The sequence below is a fragment of the Streptomyces sp. NPDC031466 genome (assembly GCF_055581265.1).
This window is the reverse complement of record NZ_JBVIJT010000013.1, coordinates 24833-43846: the sequence shown is the minus strand read 5'-3', so window position 1 is coordinate 43846 and position 19014 is coordinate 24833. Positions and strand designations below refer to the sequence as shown.

The 19014-nt window shown below is 72.5% G+C and carries 17 protein-coding genes; 7 read left to right on the top strand and 10 right to left on the bottom strand.

Going from position 1 to position 19014, the window contains the following annotated elements; all coding sequences use genetic code 11:
• Nucleotides 1–224: 224 nt before the first annotated feature.
• The 5 genes from ACZ5GP_RS29530 to ACZ5GP_RS29510 form a co-directional block, all read right to left on the bottom strand.
• Nucleotides 225–1271: a BMP family lipoprotein gene (locus ACZ5GP_RS29530; protein ID WP_358585296.1), complete on the bottom strand. Its 1047-nt coding sequence runs from the start codon at nucleotides 1269–1271 to the stop codon at nucleotides 225–227.
• Between the two features lie 279 nt (nucleotides 1272–1550).
• Nucleotides 1551–2636 carry a BMP family lipoprotein gene (locus ACZ5GP_RS29525; protein WP_468753752.1) on the bottom strand — a complete coding sequence of 362 codons (1086 nt, stop codon included), beginning with the start codon at nucleotides 2634–2636 and terminating at the stop codon, nucleotides 1551–1553.
• A gap of 201 nt (nucleotides 2637–2837) precedes the next feature.
• Nucleotides 2838–4055, bottom strand: coding sequence for an amidohydrolase (locus ACZ5GP_RS29520; RefSeq protein WP_468753884.1), 1218 nt, complete (start codon nucleotides 4053–4055; stop codon nucleotides 2838–2840).
• A gap of 173 nt (nucleotides 4056–4228) precedes the next feature.
• On the bottom strand, nucleotides 4229–4750 hold the full coding sequence (locus tag ACZ5GP_RS29515) for a hypothetical protein (protein WP_468753751.1): 522 nt from the start codon (nucleotides 4748–4750) through the stop codon (nucleotides 4229–4231).
• Between the two features lie 194 nt (nucleotides 4751–4944).
• Nucleotides 4945–5835, bottom strand: coding sequence for a LysR family transcriptional regulator (locus ACZ5GP_RS29510; RefSeq protein WP_468753750.1), 891 nt, complete (start codon nucleotides 5833–5835; stop codon nucleotides 4945–4947).
• A gap of 136 nt (nucleotides 5836–5971) precedes the next feature.
• Here ACZ5GP_RS29510 and ACZ5GP_RS29505 point away from each other — a divergent pair, with 136 nt between their 5' ends.
• Nucleotides 5972–7423 carry an MFS transporter gene (locus ACZ5GP_RS29505; RefSeq protein WP_468753749.1) on the top strand — a complete coding sequence of 484 codons (1452 nt, stop codon included), beginning with the start codon at nucleotides 5972–5974 and terminating at the stop codon, nucleotides 7421–7423.
• Nucleotides 7420–7866 carry a protein-tyrosine phosphatase family protein gene (locus tag ACZ5GP_RS29500; RefSeq protein ID WP_468753748.1) on the top strand — a complete coding sequence of 149 codons (447 nt, stop codon included), beginning with the start codon at nucleotides 7420–7422 and terminating at the stop codon, nucleotides 7864–7866. The genes ACZ5GP_RS29505 and ACZ5GP_RS29500 overlap by 4 nt, the downstream gene beginning before the upstream one ends.
• A gap of 13 nt (nucleotides 7867–7879) precedes the next feature.
• On the opposite strand, the gene ACZ5GP_RS29495 is transcribed toward ACZ5GP_RS29500, so the two are convergent.
• The 4 genes from ACZ5GP_RS29495 to ACZ5GP_RS29480 are packed head-to-tail and all read right to left on the bottom strand — an operon-like array spanning nucleotide 7880 to nucleotide 12696.
• Nucleotides 7880–9004 carry a hypothetical protein gene (locus ACZ5GP_RS29495; protein WP_468753747.1) on the bottom strand — a complete coding sequence of 375 codons (1125 nt, stop codon included), beginning with the start codon at nucleotides 9002–9004 and terminating at the stop codon, nucleotides 7880–7882.
• A gap of 35 nt (nucleotides 9005–9039) precedes the next feature.
• Complete coding sequence (locus tag ACZ5GP_RS29490) at nucleotides 9040–9990, bottom strand: N-acetylneuraminate synthase family protein (protein WP_468753746.1); 951 nt, start codon at nucleotides 9988–9990, stop codon at nucleotides 9040–9042.
• A gap of 13 nt (nucleotides 9991–10003) precedes the next feature.
• Nucleotides 10004–11311, bottom strand: a complete 1308-nt coding sequence (locus tag ACZ5GP_RS29485) for a cytidylyltransferase domain-containing protein (RefSeq protein ID WP_468753745.1) — start codon at nucleotides 11309–11311, stop codon at nucleotides 10004–10006.
• 32 nt (nucleotides 11312–11343) lie between these two features.
• A complete protein-coding gene (locus ACZ5GP_RS29480; RefSeq protein ID WP_468753744.1) occupies nucleotides 11344–12696 on the bottom strand; it encodes a DUF6716 putative glycosyltransferase in 1353 nt (450 codons plus the stop codon).
• A 198-nt stretch (nucleotides 12697–12894) separates the two neighbouring features.
• Between ACZ5GP_RS29480 and ACZ5GP_RS29475 the strand changes: the two genes are divergently transcribed.
• From ACZ5GP_RS29475 to ACZ5GP_RS29465, 3 genes are read left to right on the top strand one after another with little or no spacing between them, the layout of a single operon-like run.
• Nucleotides 12895–13872, top strand: a complete 978-nt coding sequence (locus ACZ5GP_RS29475) for a glycosyltransferase family 2 protein (RefSeq protein ID WP_468753743.1) — start codon at nucleotides 12895–12897, stop codon at nucleotides 13870–13872.
• Nucleotides 13872–15257, top strand: a complete 1386-nt coding sequence (locus ACZ5GP_RS29470) for a polysialyltransferase family glycosyltransferase (protein WP_468753742.1) — start codon at nucleotides 13872–13874, stop codon at nucleotides 15255–15257. Before ACZ5GP_RS29475 ends, ACZ5GP_RS29470 begins: the two co-directional genes overlap by 1 nt.
• Nucleotides 15254–16405 (top strand): acyltransferase family protein, encoded by a 1152-nt coding sequence (locus ACZ5GP_RS29465; protein WP_468753741.1) that lies wholly within the window; start codon nucleotides 15254–15256, stop codon nucleotides 16403–16405. The genes ACZ5GP_RS29470 and ACZ5GP_RS29465 overlap by 4 nt, the downstream gene beginning before the upstream one ends.
• Here the strand turns inward: ACZ5GP_RS29465 and ACZ5GP_RS29460 are convergent.
• Nucleotides 16389–17036, bottom strand: a complete 648-nt coding sequence (locus ACZ5GP_RS29460; RefSeq protein WP_468753740.1) for a TetR/AcrR family transcriptional regulator C-terminal domain-containing protein — start codon at nucleotides 17034–17036, stop codon at nucleotides 16389–16391. The two genes, ACZ5GP_RS29465 and ACZ5GP_RS29460, sit on opposite strands and share 17 nt — an antisense overlap.
• A 38-nt stretch (nucleotides 17037–17074) precedes the next feature.
• On the opposite strand from ACZ5GP_RS29460, the gene ACZ5GP_RS29455 reads away from it, so the two are divergent.
• A complete protein-coding gene (locus ACZ5GP_RS29455) occupies nucleotides 17075–18544 on the top strand; it encodes an FAD-dependent monooxygenase (protein WP_468753739.1) in 1470 nt (489 codons plus the stop codon).
• On the top strand, nucleotides 18541–19011 hold the full coding sequence (locus tag ACZ5GP_RS29450) for a MarR family winged helix-turn-helix transcriptional regulator (RefSeq protein ID WP_468753738.1): 471 nt from the start codon (nucleotides 18541–18543) through the stop codon (nucleotides 19009–19011). The genes ACZ5GP_RS29455 and ACZ5GP_RS29450 overlap by 4 nt, the downstream gene beginning before the upstream one ends.
• Nucleotides 19012–19014 lie beyond the last annotated feature (3 nt).

Below are 19014 nucleotides of genomic sequence, written 5' to 3'. Positions count from 1 at the left end.
ACTCTCCTCGGGGGTGCCTGAAGGAAAGGGGCCGCCTACGCGCGCAGTGCCCCTGCTACTGGTGCTGCTGGGTGGTGCTGGTCGTCCCCCGTACGGGATCACCCCGTACGGCGGACGTCACGGCGTGGCCCGCGCGAACGGGGCGCGGGTGGACCATCGTCCCCCACACCCCGTCACACGAGAATCACGCTGCCGTCACGGCGGTCGGCCCGCCGCTCAGGCGGTCACGGCGTGGAGTCGACCTTGATCTTGCCGCTCTTGATGCCCGCCTCGGCCTTCGCGACCGCGGCCCGGACGTCCTTCATCTTCTGGAACTCCGGGTTGGAGTCGGCGAGCGCGACACCGCCCGACTTGAGGTCGGCGCGGACGACACCGCCCTTGGCCTTGCCGTCCTCGACGGCCTTGGCCAGGTTGTACACCGAGGCCGCGACGTCCTTGGTCGCCGAGGTGAGGATGTACTTCTTGTACTTGGCCAGCGCGTTCTGCTTGTACTGGTCGGAGTCGACGCCGATCGCCCAGATCTTCTTGGCGGCGGCGGCCTCGATGACGCCCTGACCGGAGAGGCCCGCGGCGTGGTAGACCACGTCGGCGCCCTTCTCGATCTGGCCCTGGGCGGCGGTCTTGCCCTTGTCGGGGCTGGTGAAGCCGCCGTCCTCGGCCTTCTCGGTCAGGTACTGCTTGACGACCTTGACCTTGGGGTCCGTGTCCTTGACACCCTGCGCGAAGCCCGCCTCGAACTTGTGGATGAGGGGGACGTCCACGCCGCCGACGAATCCGACGGTCTTGGACTTGGTCGCCTTGGCGGCGGTGACGCCCGCGAGGTAGGACGCCTCCTGCTCGCTGAAGACCAGGTCGGAGACGTTGTCGGCCTTGACGGTCTCGTCATCGACGATGCCGAAGGAGGTCTTCGGGAACTTCGCCGAGACCTCCTTGATGGCCGGGGCGTAGGCGTAGCCGACACCGATGACCGGGTTGTAGCCCTGCTTGGCGAGCTGCGTCAGGCGCTGCGCCTTGTCGGCGTCCGACTCGCCGTCGACCGGCTCGACGGCCTTCTCGCCGGTCTTGAACTCCTTGGCGGCCTTCTTCATGCCCTCGGTCGCGGCGTCGTTGAAGGACTGGTCGCCGGCGCCGCCGACGTCGTAGGCGAGGGCGACGCCCTTGTTCTTGTCGTCCTTGGCGGCGTCGCTGGACGTGCCGCCGCAGGCGGAGACGGAGACGGCGAGGGCTGCGGTCGCGGCGCCCGCGACAGCTATTCGAGACACCCGGCGCATAGGAACGAACTCCTTGAGGGAAGCAAGCACAAGCAGGTACGAGCGCCTACCCGGCGCTGATTTCGCCGCAGCGTAACGCGCGTAGACCTCACATAAGAACCCTTCTGTCCGGTCCGTTATCGAGCTGTGGCCACCAGGCGTCCGTGGCCTGAACGCGCGGTGGGCGCCCCCCAGATGGGAGGCGCCCAGGCGCCGCAGGACGTACTACGTACAACGGCGGGAGGCACGCGGGGAAGGTGCTACGTACAACCTTCGCGGGGTCCCGGGCGGGCCGGTGGCCTACGGAGCCGTCCGGACCTTCACCTTGCCGCTGATGATGTCCTTCCTGGCCTTCTCCACGGCGGCGACGACGTCCTTCATCGCCGTGTACCTCGGGTTGGAGTCGGCGAAGCCGACGCGGCCGGACTCCAGGTCGTAGCGCTGCTCGCCCTTCATCGGCTTGCCCTCGACGACCGACTTCGTCAGGTCGTACACCGCGCCGCCGACATCCTTGAAGGCCGAGCCGAGGATGTGGTCCTTGTACTTGGCGAGCGCCTTCTGCTTGTACTGGTCGGAGTCGACGCCGATCGCCCACTTCTTCTGCGAGCCGACCTCCTGGATGACGCCCTGACCGGAGAGCCCGGCCGCGTGGTAGATCACGTCCGCGCCGGCCTCCAGCTGGCCGCTCGCCGCGTTCTGGCCCTTGTCGGGGCTGGAGAAACCGCCCTCTTCGGGCTTCTCCGTCAGATAGCGCTTCTCGATTTCGATCTCGGGGTCGACGGACTTCACGCCCTGCACGAATCCGGCCTCGAATTTGTGGATCAGCGGAATGTCCACGCCGCCGACGAATCCGACGTGCTTGGCCTTGCTGGCCTTCGCGGCGGCGACGCCCGCCAGATAGGAGCCCTGTTCCTCGTGGAAGACCAGATCGGCGACGTTGTCCGCCTGCACGGTGTTGTCGTCGATGATCCCGAAGGTGGTCTTCGGGAACTTCTTCGCGGCCGCCTCCACGGCGGGCGCGTAGACGAAACCGACGCCGATCACCGGGTCGTACCCCTGCTTGGCGAGCTGTTCGAGCCGCTGGACCTTGTCGGCGCTGGACTCGCCGTCGCCCGGCTCCATGTCCACGCCGCCGATCTCGAACTCCTCGCGGGCCTTGCTGTAGCCCGCGTAGGCGGCGTCGTTGAAGGACTGGTCGCCCTGCCCGCCGATGTCGTACGCGAGGCCGATCCCCTTGCCCTGGTACGAGGACGACGTGCCGGAGCCCTCCTCCTTGCCGCCGTCCTCCCGCGAGGCCTCACTGCTGGTCTTGCCGCACGCCGAAGCGGCGAGGGCGAGCGACGCCACCGCCACGGCCACTTGGGAAAGTCTTGATACACGACGCACAGGACGCACCCCTCACATTTCCCAACACGCCGTTGACGGCGCGGATTTCGGCGCACATTAACGCGCGTAGAAAGGGAGGGGAACGGGTTTTCGCGGGGCCGTTACCCATTCGTGCCGAAGCCCGCGAATGCCGGCCTCGCTCGTCTTACGCCCCGGCCCGCTCCCCCGCGTCCTGAGTCCCCGGCGTGCTCCCGCGCGTCCTCACTCCCCGGCGCGCGCGTGGTCCAACAGGGCGGCGGCGGTGAAGAGTTCGACGCCGACCGCGATGGCCGACTCGTCCACGTCGAAATCCCCCTGGTGGAGGTCGCGGACGGTGCGCTCCCCGGGCCTGCGCACGCCGAGCCGGGCCATGGCGCCGGGCACGTGCTCCAGGTACCAGGAGAAGTCCTCGCCGCCGAGGCTCTGTTCGGTGTCCTCGACCGAGGCGATGCCGCACCGCTCGACCATGGCGTCACGCAGCAGGTCGGCGACGCCGCCGTCGTTGACGACGGGCGGGACGCCGCGGACGTAGGTGACGTCGGACTTGGCGCGGTAGAGGCCGGCGATCTCCTGGACGGCGTCGTGCACCAGGTCGGGCGCCTCCCGCCAGGTCTTGAGGTCGAGGCAGCGCACGGTCCCGGACAGCTCGGCGTGCTGCGGGATGACGTTCGCCGCGTGGCCGGACTCGATGCGGCCCCAGGTCAGCGAGAGGCCCGAGCGGGCGTCGGTACGGCGGGCGACCACGGCGGGGACCTCGGTGGCGACCTTGGCGACGGCCGTGACCAGGTCCGTGGTCAGGTGCGGGCGCGCGGTGTGTCCGCCGGCCCCGTCGAGCGAGACCTCCAGGCGGTCGCAGGCGGAGGTGATCGGGCCGTGCCGCAGGCCGATGCGGCCCGCGTCGACGCGGGGGTCGCAGTGCAGGGCGATGATCTTGCCGACGCCGTCGAGGACGCCTTCCTTGATGGCTTGCGCGGCGCCGCCCGGCAGGACCTCCTCCGCGGGCTGGAAGATCAGCCGCACCGCGAAGGGCAGCGTCCCCTCGCGTGCCATGGCGGCGAGGACCAGGCCGGTGCCGAGCACGACGGTGGTGTGCACGTCGTGGCCGCAGGCGTGGGCGCGGTCGGGCACCGTGGAGCGGTAGGGCACGCCGAGCTTGGTGTCGGGGATCGGCAGGGCGTCGATGTCGGCCCGCAGGGCGAGCATGGGGCGCGCGCCGCTGTGCGCGCCGCTCCCCACGTCGCAGACGAGGCCCGTGCCGCCGCCCAGTACCCGGGGCGCGAGGCCCGCCTCCTCAAGGCGGGCCTTGATCGCCGCGGTGGTGCGGAACTCCTGGTTGCCGAGCTCCGGGTGCATGTGCAGGTCGCGACGGAAGGCGACCAGCTCGGCACGCAGCGCTTCGGGCAGCTCGCCGGGGAGCGTTTCCGTGAGTTCGCACTCCATTGCGGACAAGCCGTCGGACACCTCTTCGGTCGCACAGGACATCAGTTGGTTCACCCTTTGAAGGGTAGGGCGATGCAACGGCCAACTGACCCACGATCAACAAAAGTTCAGCCCGATAGGGGAAGAAACTTTGGCCTCGTGGCGCATGGCCGCTGATCGGGATGGGTACATATTCACGCCGCCACGGGGGATGCGTAAGCCGTCCTTCGCCGGTAGTAGGCGAGGGCGACCGCTATCAGCAAGGGCGGCCAGGCGATCAGCGGTATATAGCAGAACACAAGCAGGGCGGTTTGCGCTGTACTGTCCGTCACACCCGTTTCGCTCCCCAATCCGGCTATCTGTACGTAGCAGGCCCAGCCCAGCAGGCAGAAGAGCCCCGCCGCGCCCAGCAGGGCCGGGACGACGGCGCCGAGCGGACGCACCGGCCGCCCGCCCAGCACGGGTACCCAGCCCGGGACGATCTCACCCCACTCACGCACCAGACCGAGCGTGAGCAACGCGAGCCCCTCGGACACTAGGCTGAGCATCAGGATGTACGCGGCCTCGCCGGCGCCGCTCTGCTCCCGCGCGGCGACGGGCAGCTCGGCCACCAGGGCCACCCGCCACAGCCCGGAGGGCAGCGTCAGCCAGGGCACGGCATGGGCGGCGAGGACGGCCCAGCGGGGGACATCGGGCAGTGCGGAGATTCTCGGCATGGGGCGATGCTGGCCGGGCGGGGGCGGCCGACGCGTCGTCGCGCGGGCGCATTCGGCCCTGGTGGACTCCCCCGGGCGGGGGAGGGAGTGCTGCCCCGGCGGGCTCGCCGGGCGGGGGCAAGGAGCGCCGGCCTGGCGGGCTCGCCGGGCGAGGCAAGGAGCGCCGGCCTGGCGGGCTCCGCCGGGAGCGGGCCTCAGGTCGTCACCTCACGGGCCGTTCTGGCGAATGCCGCCACCGCCCCCGTGTCGTGGCCGAGGCGCCACACCAGGCCGTAACCGGTCGGTTCCGCGTCCGCGAAGGGGACGTAGACGACACCCGGGCGGGCGTAGTAGACGGCCGTGTGGGCCGGGGCGAGGAGCGCGCCCCGGCCGGCCGCGACCAGGATCAGGCCCTCCTGCAGATTGATCACGCCGGGCCCCCGCTCGATCGGGCGCCCGCTCGGGGTGCGGGCGGGGACGTGGTGCTCCAGCCAGTAGTCGGGGACCTCGCCCGCGAGGGTGAGGAGCGGGACGTCCGCGAGGTCCTCCCGGGTCACCGTCTCCCGCGCGGCCAGCGGATGGGCGGCGGGCAGGGCGAGGACGCGGTCCTCGGCGAGCAGCTGCGGGCCGCCGTCGAGGTCGTCCTCCCGGACGGGGAACTCGGTGAGCTGCACGTCGAACTCGCCCCTGCGCAGCTGTCCGTACGGATCGGCGAGGGGGACCTCGCAGACCTCCACGGCGAGGCCGGGGTGGCTGACGCGCAGGGCTTCCGTCGCCTTCATGACGATCTCGCCGGTCAGCGGGTTGGAGAAGCCGACGTGCAGCACCGCCTCGATGCCCCGCGCGGTGGCGGCGGCCCGGTCCAGGGCGTCCTCGATGGCCCGGTGGTGCGGCGCGAGGTCGGCGCGCAGCTGCCGGCCGAGTCCGGTGAGGGCGACGCGGCGACTGGTGCGGACGAACAGCGCGGCGCCCACCCGGCGTTCGAGCCGCTGCACGAGCTGGGTCACGCGCGCCCTGGACAGCCGCATCCGCTCGGCGGTGCGGCCGAAGTGCAGCTCCTCGGCGAGGAGGAGGAAGCACTCCAGTTCGTCGCGCTCGATCGGCATCGGGCCCCCAGGTCGTCGGATCGTTCAGCCTGCTTGAACGAACGTTGCGATCTTCGGCGTTGTTCCGCTCCGCCGGCCCACCGAAGGTGGTTGAGGAGACAACAACAGCGATCGCCAGCAGGAGAGTTGAGCCGCCATGAGCGCCCATGCCCCCGGCCCCGCCGAAGGACCGACCCCCTCCTGGACCCCTCGTCAGTGGGGTGTCCTCCTCGTCCTGTGCGGGGCGATCTTCCTGGAGGGCATCGACATCGCCATGCTCAACGTCGCCCTGCCCGCCATCCGCGCCGACCTCGGCCTGTCCACCGGCTCCCTCCAGTGGGTGATGAGCGCGTACGTCCTCGGCTACGGCGGTTTCATGCTGCTCGGTGGGCGCGCCGCCGACCTCTTCGGGCGGCGCCGGATGTTCGTGTTCTGGCTCACCGTCTTCCTCGCCTTCTCCGGGCTCGGCGGGCTCGCCACCGAGGGGTGGACGCTGATCGCGGCCCGGTTCGTCACCGGGATCGCGGCGGCCTTCATGACGCCCGCCGGCCTCTCGATCATCACCACCGGGTTCGCGCAGGGGCCGCAGCGCAACAAGGCCCTGCTCTTCTACTCCGGCACCGCGGCCGGCGGCTTCTCGGTCGGGCTCGTCGCGGGCGGGCTGCTGGCCTCGGTCGGCTGGCGCTGGGTGTTCTTCGCGCCGGTCGTGCTCTGCGCCCTGATCCTGCCGGCCGCCCTCGCCCTGGTGCCGAGGACGGCGCGTCCGGAGCGGGTGGCGGGCGGGGGCTTCGACCTGGTGGGCGGGCTCACCGTCACCGGCGCCATCGTGCTGCTCGTCCTCGGTGTGGAGCGTGCCCCGCACGCCTCGGCCGGCTGGACCGCGGCCACGGTCGGCGCCGGTCTCGCCCTGCTCGCCGCTTTCGTCGCGGTCGAACGCCGCGCGGCGGCCCCGCTGGTGCGCCTCGGCATCCTGCGCGGCGGCGACCTCGTGCGCGCCAACCTCTCCGGACTGCTCTTCGCCGGGGGCTTCTTCGGCTTCCAGTTCCTGGTCGTGCTCTACCTCCAGGAGCTGCGGGGCTGGTCGACGCTGCAGACCAGCCTCGCGATGCTCGTCATGGGCACCGACGCGATCCTCTCCCCCCTGCTCACGCCCAGGCTGGTGGCCCGCTTCGGCAACGCCCGGGTGATCTTCGGCGGGCTGCTCCTGGCCGCGCTCGCCTACGCCCTGTTCCTGCCGGTCGGCGCCGACTGGACGTACGCGATGATGCTCCCGAGCCTGATCGTCGTCGGCCTCGCGTTCTCGCTGGCCTACGGGCCGCTCACCATCGCCGCCACCGAGGGGGTCGCCGAGGAGGAGCAGGGGCTCGCCGGGGCGCTGCTCTACACGTCCTTCCAGTTCGGCGCGGCGCTCGGCCTCTCGGCGGCCACGGCCGTGAACGTCGCCGCTACGGCGTCCGGTGCGCCCGACGACCTGCTGGACGGCTACCGCGCGGCCCTGTGGGTGCCCCTGGCCGCCGCCCTGCTGGCCGCGCTGGTCAGCGCCTTCGGGCTGCGCGGCAGGCGAAGTGCGCTGCCCCGGCCGGTGGCGGCGCCTAGTCTGCGGGCATGACCGGCAGTGAGAACACGGGTACGTGGCGGGCCGACGGCGCCGGGGTCCTGCGGCTGCCCTCCGGACGGCTCGTCCGGGGGCGGGGGCTCCGGCACCCCCTGCCCGAGGGGGACGCGCCCGACTTCGGCGTCTACCTCCTCGGCAAGCGGCCACCCGAAGTCCCTTGGGAGTCCCGGTGGTTGCGCTGGCCCGACTTCCGGCTGCCGAGCGACCGCGGCCGGGCGCGGGAGCTGCTGGGCGAGGTGTGGGAGCGGGCGGCCGGGGAGCGCGTGGAGGTGGCGTGCGGGGGCGGGCGCGGGCGCACCGGGACGGCCCTCGCCTGTGTGGCCGTGCTGGACGGGGTGCCCGCCCGGGAGGCCGTCACCTTCGTACGCGCCCACTACGACCGGCACGCGGTGGAGACGCCCTGGCAGCGGCGGTACGTGGCGCGGTTCGGCGGCTGAGCACTTGCCCGGCTCACCCGGCCGCCGGGGACCTCACACCCCTCGGGCCGCCGGCCGAGGTGATGACCGACGTCAGGCGGTGCACGTCCCGGGCCGTGCCCGTCACGCCGGACAGGAAGCCCTGGGCGCGCGGCGAGGCGTTCTCCGTGAGCCAGGCCGGATCGATGTCGCAGACCGCCACCTTCACCTCGGTGCCCGCGAGGGCCAGCGGCAGGGTGTGGACGACCGTGGAGGGGAAGCTGAGGATCGTGGGGCCGATGGGGCCGCGGCGGGCGATCAGCTCCAGCGGCAGGTCCGGGCGCACCACCTGTAGGCCCGTCTCCACCGCGAGCCGGTGGAGCTTCTCGGAGCTCTCCCGGCGGTGGGCGAAATAGCGCCGGGCGCCGTGGGCCAGGGCCAGTGCGCGGACCGCCTCCACATAGCGGTCGGGGTCCACCACGCCCGTCTCGACGAGGGAGGTGCCGACCAGGTCGGCGCCGCCGGTGATGCGGGGCGGGCCGAAGCGTTCCTTCGTCCAGGCGAAGGCGTTGACGGTGATCTCCACGCCGGGCGGCGCCTGGTCGATCGGCATGGCGGAGAAGACCTCCACCGTGCGCGCCCCGCCGGGGGTGAGGCGGCGCCGGGCCGAGGCGGAGACGGGGGCGAAGACGAGGTCGCGGGGGCCGGGCCGGCCGCCCTTGCGGTGCCAGCGCACCAGGCGCTCGCCGCGGGCGAGCTGGGAGACGAACTCCATCGTCGCCGTGCCGTCGTCCACCACCACCAGGGAGCGGGCGCGGGTGATCGTCAAGAGGAGTTGTACGTAGCGGGAGAACGGATCGCCTATGACGATCCGGTCCGCCTTGCGCAGCACGCCCGCGAGGCCGCCTATCGTCTGGAAGGGGGCGCTCGCGCCGCCGCGCGCCTCCTCCCAGCGCACTTCCACGCCCTCGTCGCGGGCGAGCTGCGCCATGCGGCGCAACTGGCCCCGCGTCATGGGGTCGTTGGGCGACAGGACGACGACGGTGAGGCCCCCGGCCGGGCCGGTCGCGGCCGCGGCGTGCGCCCACTCCAGGACGTTCAGCAGCTGAACAGGGCTCTCCACGAAGGCGAGCGTGGAGGGGGCGGTGGTGTCGGCCGTGCGGCCGGCGCGGGGGCTCATCGTCGTCTGTCCGTCTCCCGGTGCTCGGTGGGCGCTCAGACCGCGACCGGCTCGGCGTCCGCCGACTCGGCCTCGGCGACGACGCCCGTGACGCGGCGCAGCTTCTTCATCGGGCCGAGCTCCGACTCGTAGACCTTCTTGACGCCGTCGCCGAGGGAGGCCTCGATGGTGCGGATGTCGCGGACCAGCCGCGTCAGGCCCTGCGGCTCGACGGAGGCGGCCTGGTCGGAGCCCCACATGGCGCGGTCGAGGGTGATGTGGCGCTCGACGAAGGTGGCGCCGAGGGCGACGGCCGCGAGGGTGGTCTGCAGGCCCGTCTCGTGGCCGGAGTAGCCGATCGGGACGTTCGGGTACTCCTGCTGGAGGGTGTTGATGACGCGCAGGTTCAGCTCCTCGGCCTTCGCCGGGTAGGTGGACGTGGCGTGGCAGAGCAGGATGTTGTCCGAGCCGAGGACCTCGACGGCGTGGCGGATCTGCTTCGGCGTCGACATGCCGGTGGACAGGATGACGGTGCGGCCGGTGGCGCGCAGGGCGCGCAGCAGCTCGTCGTCGGTCAGCGAGGCGGAGGCGACCTTGTGGGCGGGCAGGTCGAACTTCTCCAGGAAGGCGACGGCCTCGGTGTCCCACGGGGAGGCGAACCAGTCGATGCCGCGCTTGGCGCAGTGCTCGCTGATGGCCCGGTACTCGGACTCGCCGAACTCCACGCGGTGGCGGTAGTCGATGTACGTCATGCGGCCCCAGGGCGTGTCGCGCTCGATGTCCCACTGGTCGCGCGGGGTGCAGATCTCCGGGGTGCGCTTTTGGAACTTCACCGCGTCGCAGCCGGCGTCGGCGGCCACGTCGATGAGCGCGAGGGCGTTCTCCAGGTCACCGTTGTGGTTGATGCCGATCTCGCCGGTGATGTAGACGGGGCGGCCGGGGCCGGCCGTCTTGGAGCCGAAGCGACGCAGACGGGAGGTGGCGTCGATCGAGGTGGTGGAGCTCATGGTGATGCGTTCCTTACTTGTCGGGGGAGTCGAGAGAGGGGCCGAGGATCCAGCTGGCGATCTCTCGGATCGCGCCTTCACCGCCGGGCAGGGAGGTGACCGCGCGGGCCGCGCCGCGTACGACGTCATGGGCGCTCGCGACCGCCACGGGCCAGCCCACGAGGGCGAAGCACGGCAGGTCGTTGACGTCGTTGCCGACGTAGAGCACGCGCTCGGGCGCGATGCCCTGTTCCTCGCACCACTGCTTCAGTGCGAGGTCTTTGCGGTCGATGCCGTGCAGGACCGGGAGCCTGAGCTTCCTGGCGCGCGCGGCGACGACCGGGTTCTGTTCCGTGGACAGGATCAGCATGTGCAGGCCGCTCTTGCGCAGCGCCGCGATGCCGAGGCCGTCGCCGCGGTGCACGGAGACGAATTCCCGTCCCTCGGAGTCGACCAGCACCCTGTCGTCGGTCTGGGTGCCGTCGAAGTCGAGGACCACCGCGTCGATGTCGGCGGCGGTGGGGAGCGCGCCCTCCGGGCGTTCCGCGTCGAAGAGCGGGGCGAGGGCGCGGGCGCGGGCGAGGTCGTGCGGGTCGTCGACCTCCAGGACGCGGGCCGGGTCGGTGCGGACCGGCTCGGTGTGCCCGAAGAAGCGGTGCTTGTGGGTGCGGAAGCCCGCCGCGTCCATCGCGTAGGCGGCGCCGGTCTCCAGGAGGTCCTGGGGGCGGTCCTGGCGGCGCGGCCGGAAGGACTTGTCGTGGTTGACGCCGTAACCGCCGCGGGTACGGGTGGAGTTGGCGAGGGTCGCCGTGCCGCCCACGGAGTCGGTGCGCTGCGCGGGGACGTCGGCGGGGCCGTCCGCGTCGTCGGCCGCGTCCCGCCAGATGAAGCCGTGGAAGGGGGCGACCGTGACGGCGGTGTCGGCGCCCTTGTCCAGGACGGCGCCGGCCACCCCGTCGACGTCCTCGCGGGTGAGGAAGGGGCTGGTGCACTGCACGAGCAGGACGACGTCGACCCGGGCGCCGTGCAGGGCCTCGTGGGCGTCCATGGCGTGCAGGACGGCGGCCTCGCTGGTCGCGGTGTCCCCGGCGATCGCGGCGGGGCGCAGCACCACCTCGGCGCCGGCGGCGCGGGCGGCCTCGCCGATCACGTGGTCGTCGGTGGAGACCACCACGTCCGTGACGTGCCGCGCGGCCAGGCACTCGCGGACGGCGCGCACCACCAGCGGCACGCCGCCGACCGGGGCGAGGTTCTTGGCGGGCACCCCCTTGGAGCCGCCGCGGGCGGGGATGACGGCGAGGACGCGGCGGACCGGCGGCTCCGCTGGGCCGGGGTGGGACATGGGGACTCCTGGGAGTGGGAGGTCGTGGGAGTTCACAGCTCGCCCATCCGCCGGATGACGGGGGCCACGCGCTGCACCCCGTGGCGGTAGGCGCCGCGGGCCGCGCGGCGCACGATCTGCCGTACGGGGCCCGGGTCCTTGTCGGCGGCGGGGGCGCCCGGCAGCGGGGAGCCGTCGGGGCCGAGGTGGTGGCGGGCGAGGATGCCGGGCAGATAGCCGCGGGCGGTGGTGAGGCTGTAGTACGGCTTCAGGGGTGCGATGCGGCCGGCGGCGGCGTCGGCGAGGAGGTCGGCGACCTTCCGCCGCGCCTCGTCGAAGGCCCGTTCGTAGGCGCCGTCGGCGGCGACGCCCTGCCGGGCCAGCCAGCGCTCGTCGGGCACGGGCAGGTGGCCCGCGTCCAGCTGGTCCCAGGAGGCGAGGCACCCGGAGCCGGTGAAGTGGTGGTTGCCGAGCGCCTCGCGCACCCCGAGGTCGGTGAGGACCGCGGTGGGCACGCGCCGGTGCAGGGACTCCAGGGCGGCCGTGGAGCTGACGGTGACCAGCAGGTCGGTGCGGTCCAGGACCTCGCCCATGTGTCCGTAGACGAGGCGGCAGTTGGCGGGCAGGCCGCCCTCCAGCCGCTGGACCAGCTTCTGGTAGGGCAGTTCCTCGATGTGGGTGGTGTGTTCGCCGGGCCTGCTGCGCAGTTTGAGCAGGACCTCGCGGTCGGGGTGCAGGCGGGCGTGCTCGGCGAGGCGGCGCAGCAGGTAGACGCGGTGGGCGGCGCTCTCCGGGACGGAGGGCTGGGCGGCGAAGACGACCGTGTACGGGTCGTGCCCGGTGTAGGGCGCGCCGCCGAGGAAGGGCAGGGCGGCCTCCGTGACCGACGAGGCGTCGGCGCCCACTCCTTCGTACACGGCGCGGAAACGTTCCGCGTCCTGGCGGGAGTTGGCGAGGACGACGTCGGCGCCGTGCCGCAGCAGGAGGCCGTCGGCGAGCTTCTCGTAGACGACGCCGACGTAGCCGGTGACGACGACGGGGCGCTTGGTGGGCCGCCCGGTCAGGCGGGCGTCCTCGGTGACGCGGGCGAGTCCGTGCAGCATCGCCTGGACCGCCCCGCCCACCAGGGCGAGCACGATCACATCGGGCGTGTCCCGCTCCATCTCGCGCAGGAACTCGACGGCGGTGACCTCGCGCAGGCTGTCCGCGCGCACCCCCACCTCGTCGAGCTGCCGGGGCGTCGGGGTGGCCCGGCCGCGGAGCAGGAACCCGCTGAGGCGGTGGCCGTCGGACCCGGACCGACTGTCCGACGCGATGCGGTGCGCGGTGAGGGCGCCCCACTTCCATCGTGTGTCGGAGTCGGCGAGCACGGCCACCCGCGGCGGGTTCTGGTTACTTGCTGGCACGCCCCAGACGCTAGGAAGCGATGTCGATTCGCGGCCCAACTCAGGTGCAACAAACGGTTAACAGCGTGCCGACGAATGGCGAAGCGGCTCCGGAAACGTCTCTTCGGCGGCCCGGTTAACCATTCCGCCACGCGTCGTTCACCTCGCATCCCCCTGCGGGTCGAGACGAATGACGGGCCGACACCTAACGTCACCCTCGTGGTTAAGCTCTCCGTCATCGTGCCGTTCTACAACGTGCAGCAATACGCGCCCGACACCTTGAGGAGTCTGCGCGCGAACGCGCGTGACGACTTCGAATTCATTCTCGTCGACGACTGTTCGCGCGACGAGACACCGGACATCCTGGAGCGTGCGGCGCGCGAGCTTCCCGGCGCCGTCCACCTCAGACACGAGAAGAACGGCGGCCTCGCGACCGCCCGCAACACCGGCCTCGACGCGGCGCGCGGCGAGTACCTCACGTTCCTGGACGGCGACGACTGGCTCGCCCCCGGGTACTACGAGCAACTCCTCGCGTCCATCGAGGAGTTGGGGTGCGACTTCGTGCGCACCGACCATGTGCAGTGCACCGCCCGGGCCCGTACGGTGCACCGGGTCCCGCACGGCAGGCGCGGCGAAGTGATGAGCCCGCGGGAGGTGATCCTGCCCGCCGACCGCTCGACGTCCGTCGACTACGCGTACGCCTGGGCGGGCATCTACCACCGCCGGCTCGCCGACGTGGGCCTGCTGCACTTCACCGACGGGCTGCGCACCGCCGAGGACCGGCCCTGGATCTGGCGGCTGCACCGCGAGGCCGAATCCTTCGCCGCGGTCGGACTGCTCGGGGTGTTCTACCGGCGCGGGGTCGCCTCCTCGCTCACCCAGATCGGTGACGTGCGCCAGCTCGATTTCATCAAGGCATTCGACCAGGTGGTACGGGAAACCGCGGCGGACCGGGACGCCGAAAAACTCCTGCCGAAGGCCGTGCGCACCTATTGCGCGATCATCTCCCATCATCTGGGATCCATCGAAAGGTTCGAGCCGGCCGTGGCGCGCAAATTGAAGTCGATGAGTGCGGCCGCCTTGAAGCGGATGCCGCAGGGCGTGCTGGACGACGCGCTGGACTCCATGGACATCCAGCGGGCGACCCGGCTGCGCAGGCTGCGCCGCCGCCCCGTCTCCGCGGAGGTGGCCGCGTGATGACGACCTCACCCACCGGCCGGCGCACCACGCAGATCTTCCTGGCCTCCACGCTGTACGGCGTCGCGACGCTCGCCGCGGCCCTGGACGCCGACCTCTTCGGCCCCGCCGACCGCCGCGTCCTGCTCGTCAGCAACAACGCGGCGACCCCGGAGACCACGACCTCGCTCGACGGGATGCCGGGCTTCGAGCGGCTGCGCGGCCGCTTCGACGACGTACGGTCCTGGAACGAGGCCATCGCCCCCTTCCACCCCGGCGGCTGGTCCCCGCGCGGCGACGACGTCGTGCTGTGGGAGCGGTACGTGCGGCTGCTCTGGGACCTCGGTGACGACCAGGTGGAGCTGGCCGTCGAGTCGATCCAGGTCCATCCCGCGCTCGCGCTGACCCAGATCTTCACCGGCGCCCCCGTGGACGTCTACGCCGACGGCCTGATGAGCTACGGCCCCACCCGCAACAAGCTCGACCCCCTGGTGGGCACCCGCGTGCGGCGGCTGCTCCACCTGGACCTGGTGCCGGGGCTCACCCCGCTGCTGCTCACCGAGTTCGGCGTCCGGCCCGAGATCGTGCCGACGGACGCCTTCGTCAAGGTGCTCGCGGTACTCGCCGAGGACGGAGCCGAGTTGGAGGGGGCGGCGCCGTCCGGTCCCGAGGCGCCCGCCCTCGTCCTCGGCCAGTACCTGTCGGCGCTGTCCATCCTCACCGCCGAGGAAGAGGAGGAGCTGCACATCCGCATGGTGCGCGGCGCCGCCGAACTCGGCCACACCCGTGTGGTGTTCAAGCCGCACCCCACCGCGCCCGCCCGCTGGTCGCGCGCCCTGGAGAAGGAGGCGGAGGCGATCGGCGTCGAGCTGACGGTGCTCGACTCCCCCGTACTCGCCGAGGTCCTCTACCAGCGGATGCGGCCCGCGCTGGTGATCGGCTGCTTCTCCACGGCCCTGCTCACGGCGTCCGCGCTCTACGGCCTGCCCGTCGCCCGCACCGGCACCGATCTGCTGCTGGAGCGCCTCGCGCCCTACCAGAACAGCAACCGCGTCCCCGTCACGATCGTCGACGCGCTGCTGCCCGAACTGGGCGACCGCGCGGCGGTCGAGGAGCGGCGTCCCGGCCTTGGCACCGGCGAGCTGACCGACCTGCTCAAGGCGGTCGGCTTCGCCATGCAGCCCCAGATCTACCCGGCGCTGCGCCCCGCCGCCGAGCGCTATCTGACCCAGCACCTCGGCGCCGGTACCTGGCGCTACTTCAAGCGGCGCCGCCTCACCGCGCTCGCCCTGCCGGGAGCGCTGCCCTCCCAGCTCGCGTTCATCCCGCGCAACGCGGCGGTGCGGCGCGTGGCCCGCCGGGCCCGTTCGGTGCAGCGCTCCATCAAGCGGACCGCGCTCGGATGACGGCCCCCACCCCCACGCTCCCGGAGCTCTCCCCGGGGGCGGGCGCCGCCCCGCGCGCGGCCACCATCGTGCCCGCGCGCGCGAGACCCCGGCTGCGCGCCCTGGACGGGCTGCGCCTGATCGCCGCGCTCATGGTCGCCGCCTACCACTACGGCGGTCGGGACGGAGAGATAACCAAGGCCTGGGGCAGCTCGCCCAGGCTTCAGTTCCCGACCGCCCACGAGTGGTTCGCCTACGGCTGCCTCGGCGTCCAGATCTTCTTCGTGATCAGCGGTTTCGTCATCTGCATGAGCGGCTGGGGCAGGCCCCTGCGCTCCTTCTTCGCCTCCCGGGCGTCCCGGCTGCTGCCCTCCTACTGGGCGGCGATCGTCCTGGTGACGGCGGTCTTCGCGCTGCCGGCCGTGGCCTGGGCCGCGGCCTCCCCCAGTGACACGCTGGTCAACCTCACCATGCTCCAGCAGCCGCTGGGCGCCGACCGGGTGCTCGGCGTGTGCTGGACGCTCTGGGCCGAGCTGCGCTTCTACGCCCTGTTCGCGCTCTGCGTCGTGCTGCCGGGGGCGACCCGCGCCCGGGTGGTGCTGTTCTGCGCGGTGTGGACCCTGGCGGCGGCGATCGCGGCCGGGGCCGGCCAGCCGCTCCTCGACGTGGTCCTGATGCCGCAGTACGCGCCCTTCTTCGTCGGCGGCATCGGCATGTACCTCCTCCACCGTGACCGCGCCGACCTCACCGCGTGGGGCATCGTGGGCGTGAGCTGGCTGATCGGCCAGCACTTCGCGGTCGCCGGGCTGTGGCACGCGCCGGACCCGGCCTTCTTCTCCCAGCGCTCCTCAGCCGTGATCATCGCGGTCGTCACGGCCGGCTTCGCCGCGGTGCTGCTCATCGCGCTCGGCCACCTGGACCGGGTGAACTGGCGCTGGTTGACGGTCGCGGGCGCCCTGACGTACCCCTTCTACCTGGTGCACGAGCATCTGGGCTGGGTGGCGGTGGAGGCACTGCACCAGGGCCTCGGGCTGCCGTCGCACGCGACCTTCGGGCTGACGATCGCCGGGATGCTGGCCCTCGCGTGGCTCCTGAACCGGTACGTGGAGGAGCGGCTGACGCCGCTGATCCGCACCGGCCTCTCCCGGAGCCTCACGCCCCCGAGGTGACGAGCGTCGCCGCGACGCCCGCCACGACCGCGGCGAGCCCCGCCTCGAAGCCGCGGTCGTGGTCGGCGAACATCTCCTCGCCCGCCGCCGCGGCCAGCGGGTACGCGGCCAGGCGCTCGGCGCGCGCCGCGAGGTCGTAGCCGCCCTCGCCGCCGCCGGGGGCGGGGGCCGTGGACTGCTCCTCGATGACGTATCCGATGGTGTAGCTGTACACGGTGAACCAGGCGCGGGCGGCCGCGCCCGGCGTGAAGCCCGCCGCGACGAGCGTGCGCAGGAAGGCCTCCAGGGGGGCCGCGTACGACAGGTCCGTGTAGCGGGTGCCGCTGAACACCTTGGCGCCGTCGCGGTGGCGCAGCAGATGGCCGCGGAGTCCGCGCATCGCGCCGGTGAGCGCCTCGCGCCAGTCGTCGGCGGGCGCGGCCAGGAAGTCGTCGGCCATGCGCCGCATCATCTCCGTCGCCATCTCGTCGAGCAGCGCCTGCTTGTCCTTGAAGTGCCAGTACAGGGCGGGCGCCTGCACGTCCAGGCGCCGGGCGATGGCGCGCAGGGTCAGCCCTTCCAGGCCGGTCTCGTTCAGCAGGTCGAGCGCGGTGCGCGCCACGCGGGTGCGGTCCAGCTTCGTCGTAGCCACCTTGACAATTTAACACCGTTAAGCGCAGGCTCTGCGGCATGGAACTTAACAGCGTTAAGGAAACTCCGGTGCTCGTCGTGGGCGCCGGCCCCACCGGGCTCGCCCTCGCCTGCGACCTGGCCCGGCGCGGTGTGCGCGCCCTGGTCGTCGAACGGGCCCCCGCCCTCTTCCCCGGCTCGCGCGGCAAGGGCCTCCAGCCCCGCACCATGGAGGTCTTCGACGACCTCGGCGTGACCGGCGCGGTCCTCGCGGCCGGCGGCCCGATGCCGGTCGGGATGGTGTGGCGGGACGGCCGACGCCACGGCGAGCACCGCATGTTCGACGCACCGGAGGCCACGGAGAGCGCCCCGTACGCCGAGGCCCGCATGCTCCCCCAGTGGCGCACCCAGGAGATCCTCCTGGCGCGCCTGCGGGAGCTGGGCGGCGACGTCGCGTTCGGCACGGCCGTGACGGGCCTGACGCAGGACGCCGAGCGGGTCACCGCAGAGCTGTCGACGGGTACGCGGGTGCGGGCGGCGTACGCGGTGGCGGCGGACGGCGGGCGCTCCACCCTGCGCCGGGCCCTCGGCATCACCATGACGGGCGAGACGGTCGACCCGAACCCGATCCTGGTGGCCGACATCCGCGTGCCCGCGCTGGACCGCGACAACTGGCACCTGTTCCCGGCCGCCGACGACAGCGGCCTGTACACGGCGATCTGCCCGCTGCCCGGCACCGCCGACTTCCAGCTGACCGCGCAGTTCCCCGCGGGCACGACACCCGACCTCTCCCTGTCGGGCATACGTGATCTCGTCGCCGCCCGCACCCATCTGCGCGCCGACGACGTGACCGAGGTCCGCTGGTCCTCCGACTTCCGGCCGCGCGCGGCACTGGCGGACCGCTTCCGGGAGGGCCGCGTCCTCCTCGCCGGGGACGCGGCGCACGTCCACTCGCCCGCGGGCGGCCAGGGCCTGAACACCAGCGTCCAGGACGCCTACAACCTGGGCTGGAAGCTGGGCGCGGTCCTGCGCCACGGCGCGCCCGAGGCGCTGCTCGACACCTACGAGGAGGAGCGGCGGCCCAACGCCGCGGCGATGCTGGGCCTGTCCACCCGCATCCACCGCGGTGAGGAGCGGCGCGGCGCGGCCACCCGGCAGCTCGGCATCGGCTACCGCGAGGCGTCGCTGGCGGTGGAGACCCGGACGGGTCTGCCGCCGCAGGCGCTGCGGGCGGGCGACCGGGCGCCCGACGGGCCGTGCGGCACGGGGACCCTGTTCGACGCGTTCCGGGGCCCGCACTTCACCCTGCTCGCGGTGGGCACGGACACCGTGCTGCCGCCACTGGAGGGCGCGGAATTGCGGGCCCACCGCGTGCCCGCGTACGCGCCGTACGGGACGGGCCTGTTCCTGGTCCGGCCCGACGGGTACGTCGGGTGGGCGGGCGAGCGGGCGCGGGACGGGCTGGTGGACTACCTGGTCCGGTGCGGCTTGACCTCAAGTCGACTTGAGGTCCTACGTTCGGGCGCATGACGACCTTCACGTACTCGCACAGTGACGCGGACCTGCTCAACCAGCCCATCGGCTACTGGAGTTCGGCGGCGGGCGCGGCCGTGGTCAACCACATCCGCACCGCCCTCGCCGAACTCGGCCTCACCCAGCCCCAGTGGTGGATTCTCAACCAGCTCCTGGACGCGCCACCGGAGGGCCGCGACCGCGACGAGGTCGTGGCGGTCCTGCGCGGTTACCTGGAAACCGGCGAGAGCGCCCTGCGGCACAACATCGGCGCGCTGCACGACCGCGGCCTGGTCACCGAGGACGCCGCCGGCCGCATCGCCCTCACCGAGGCGGGCCGCGAGCTGCGGGACGGCGTGGCCGCGCGCCAGCGGGACATCCTCGCGGAGATCCGCGAGGGCGTCACGGACGAGGACTACGTCCACACCCTGAAGGTCCTCCAGCGGATGATCCACAACGTGGGCGGCTCGGCCTGGCACCACTGAGCG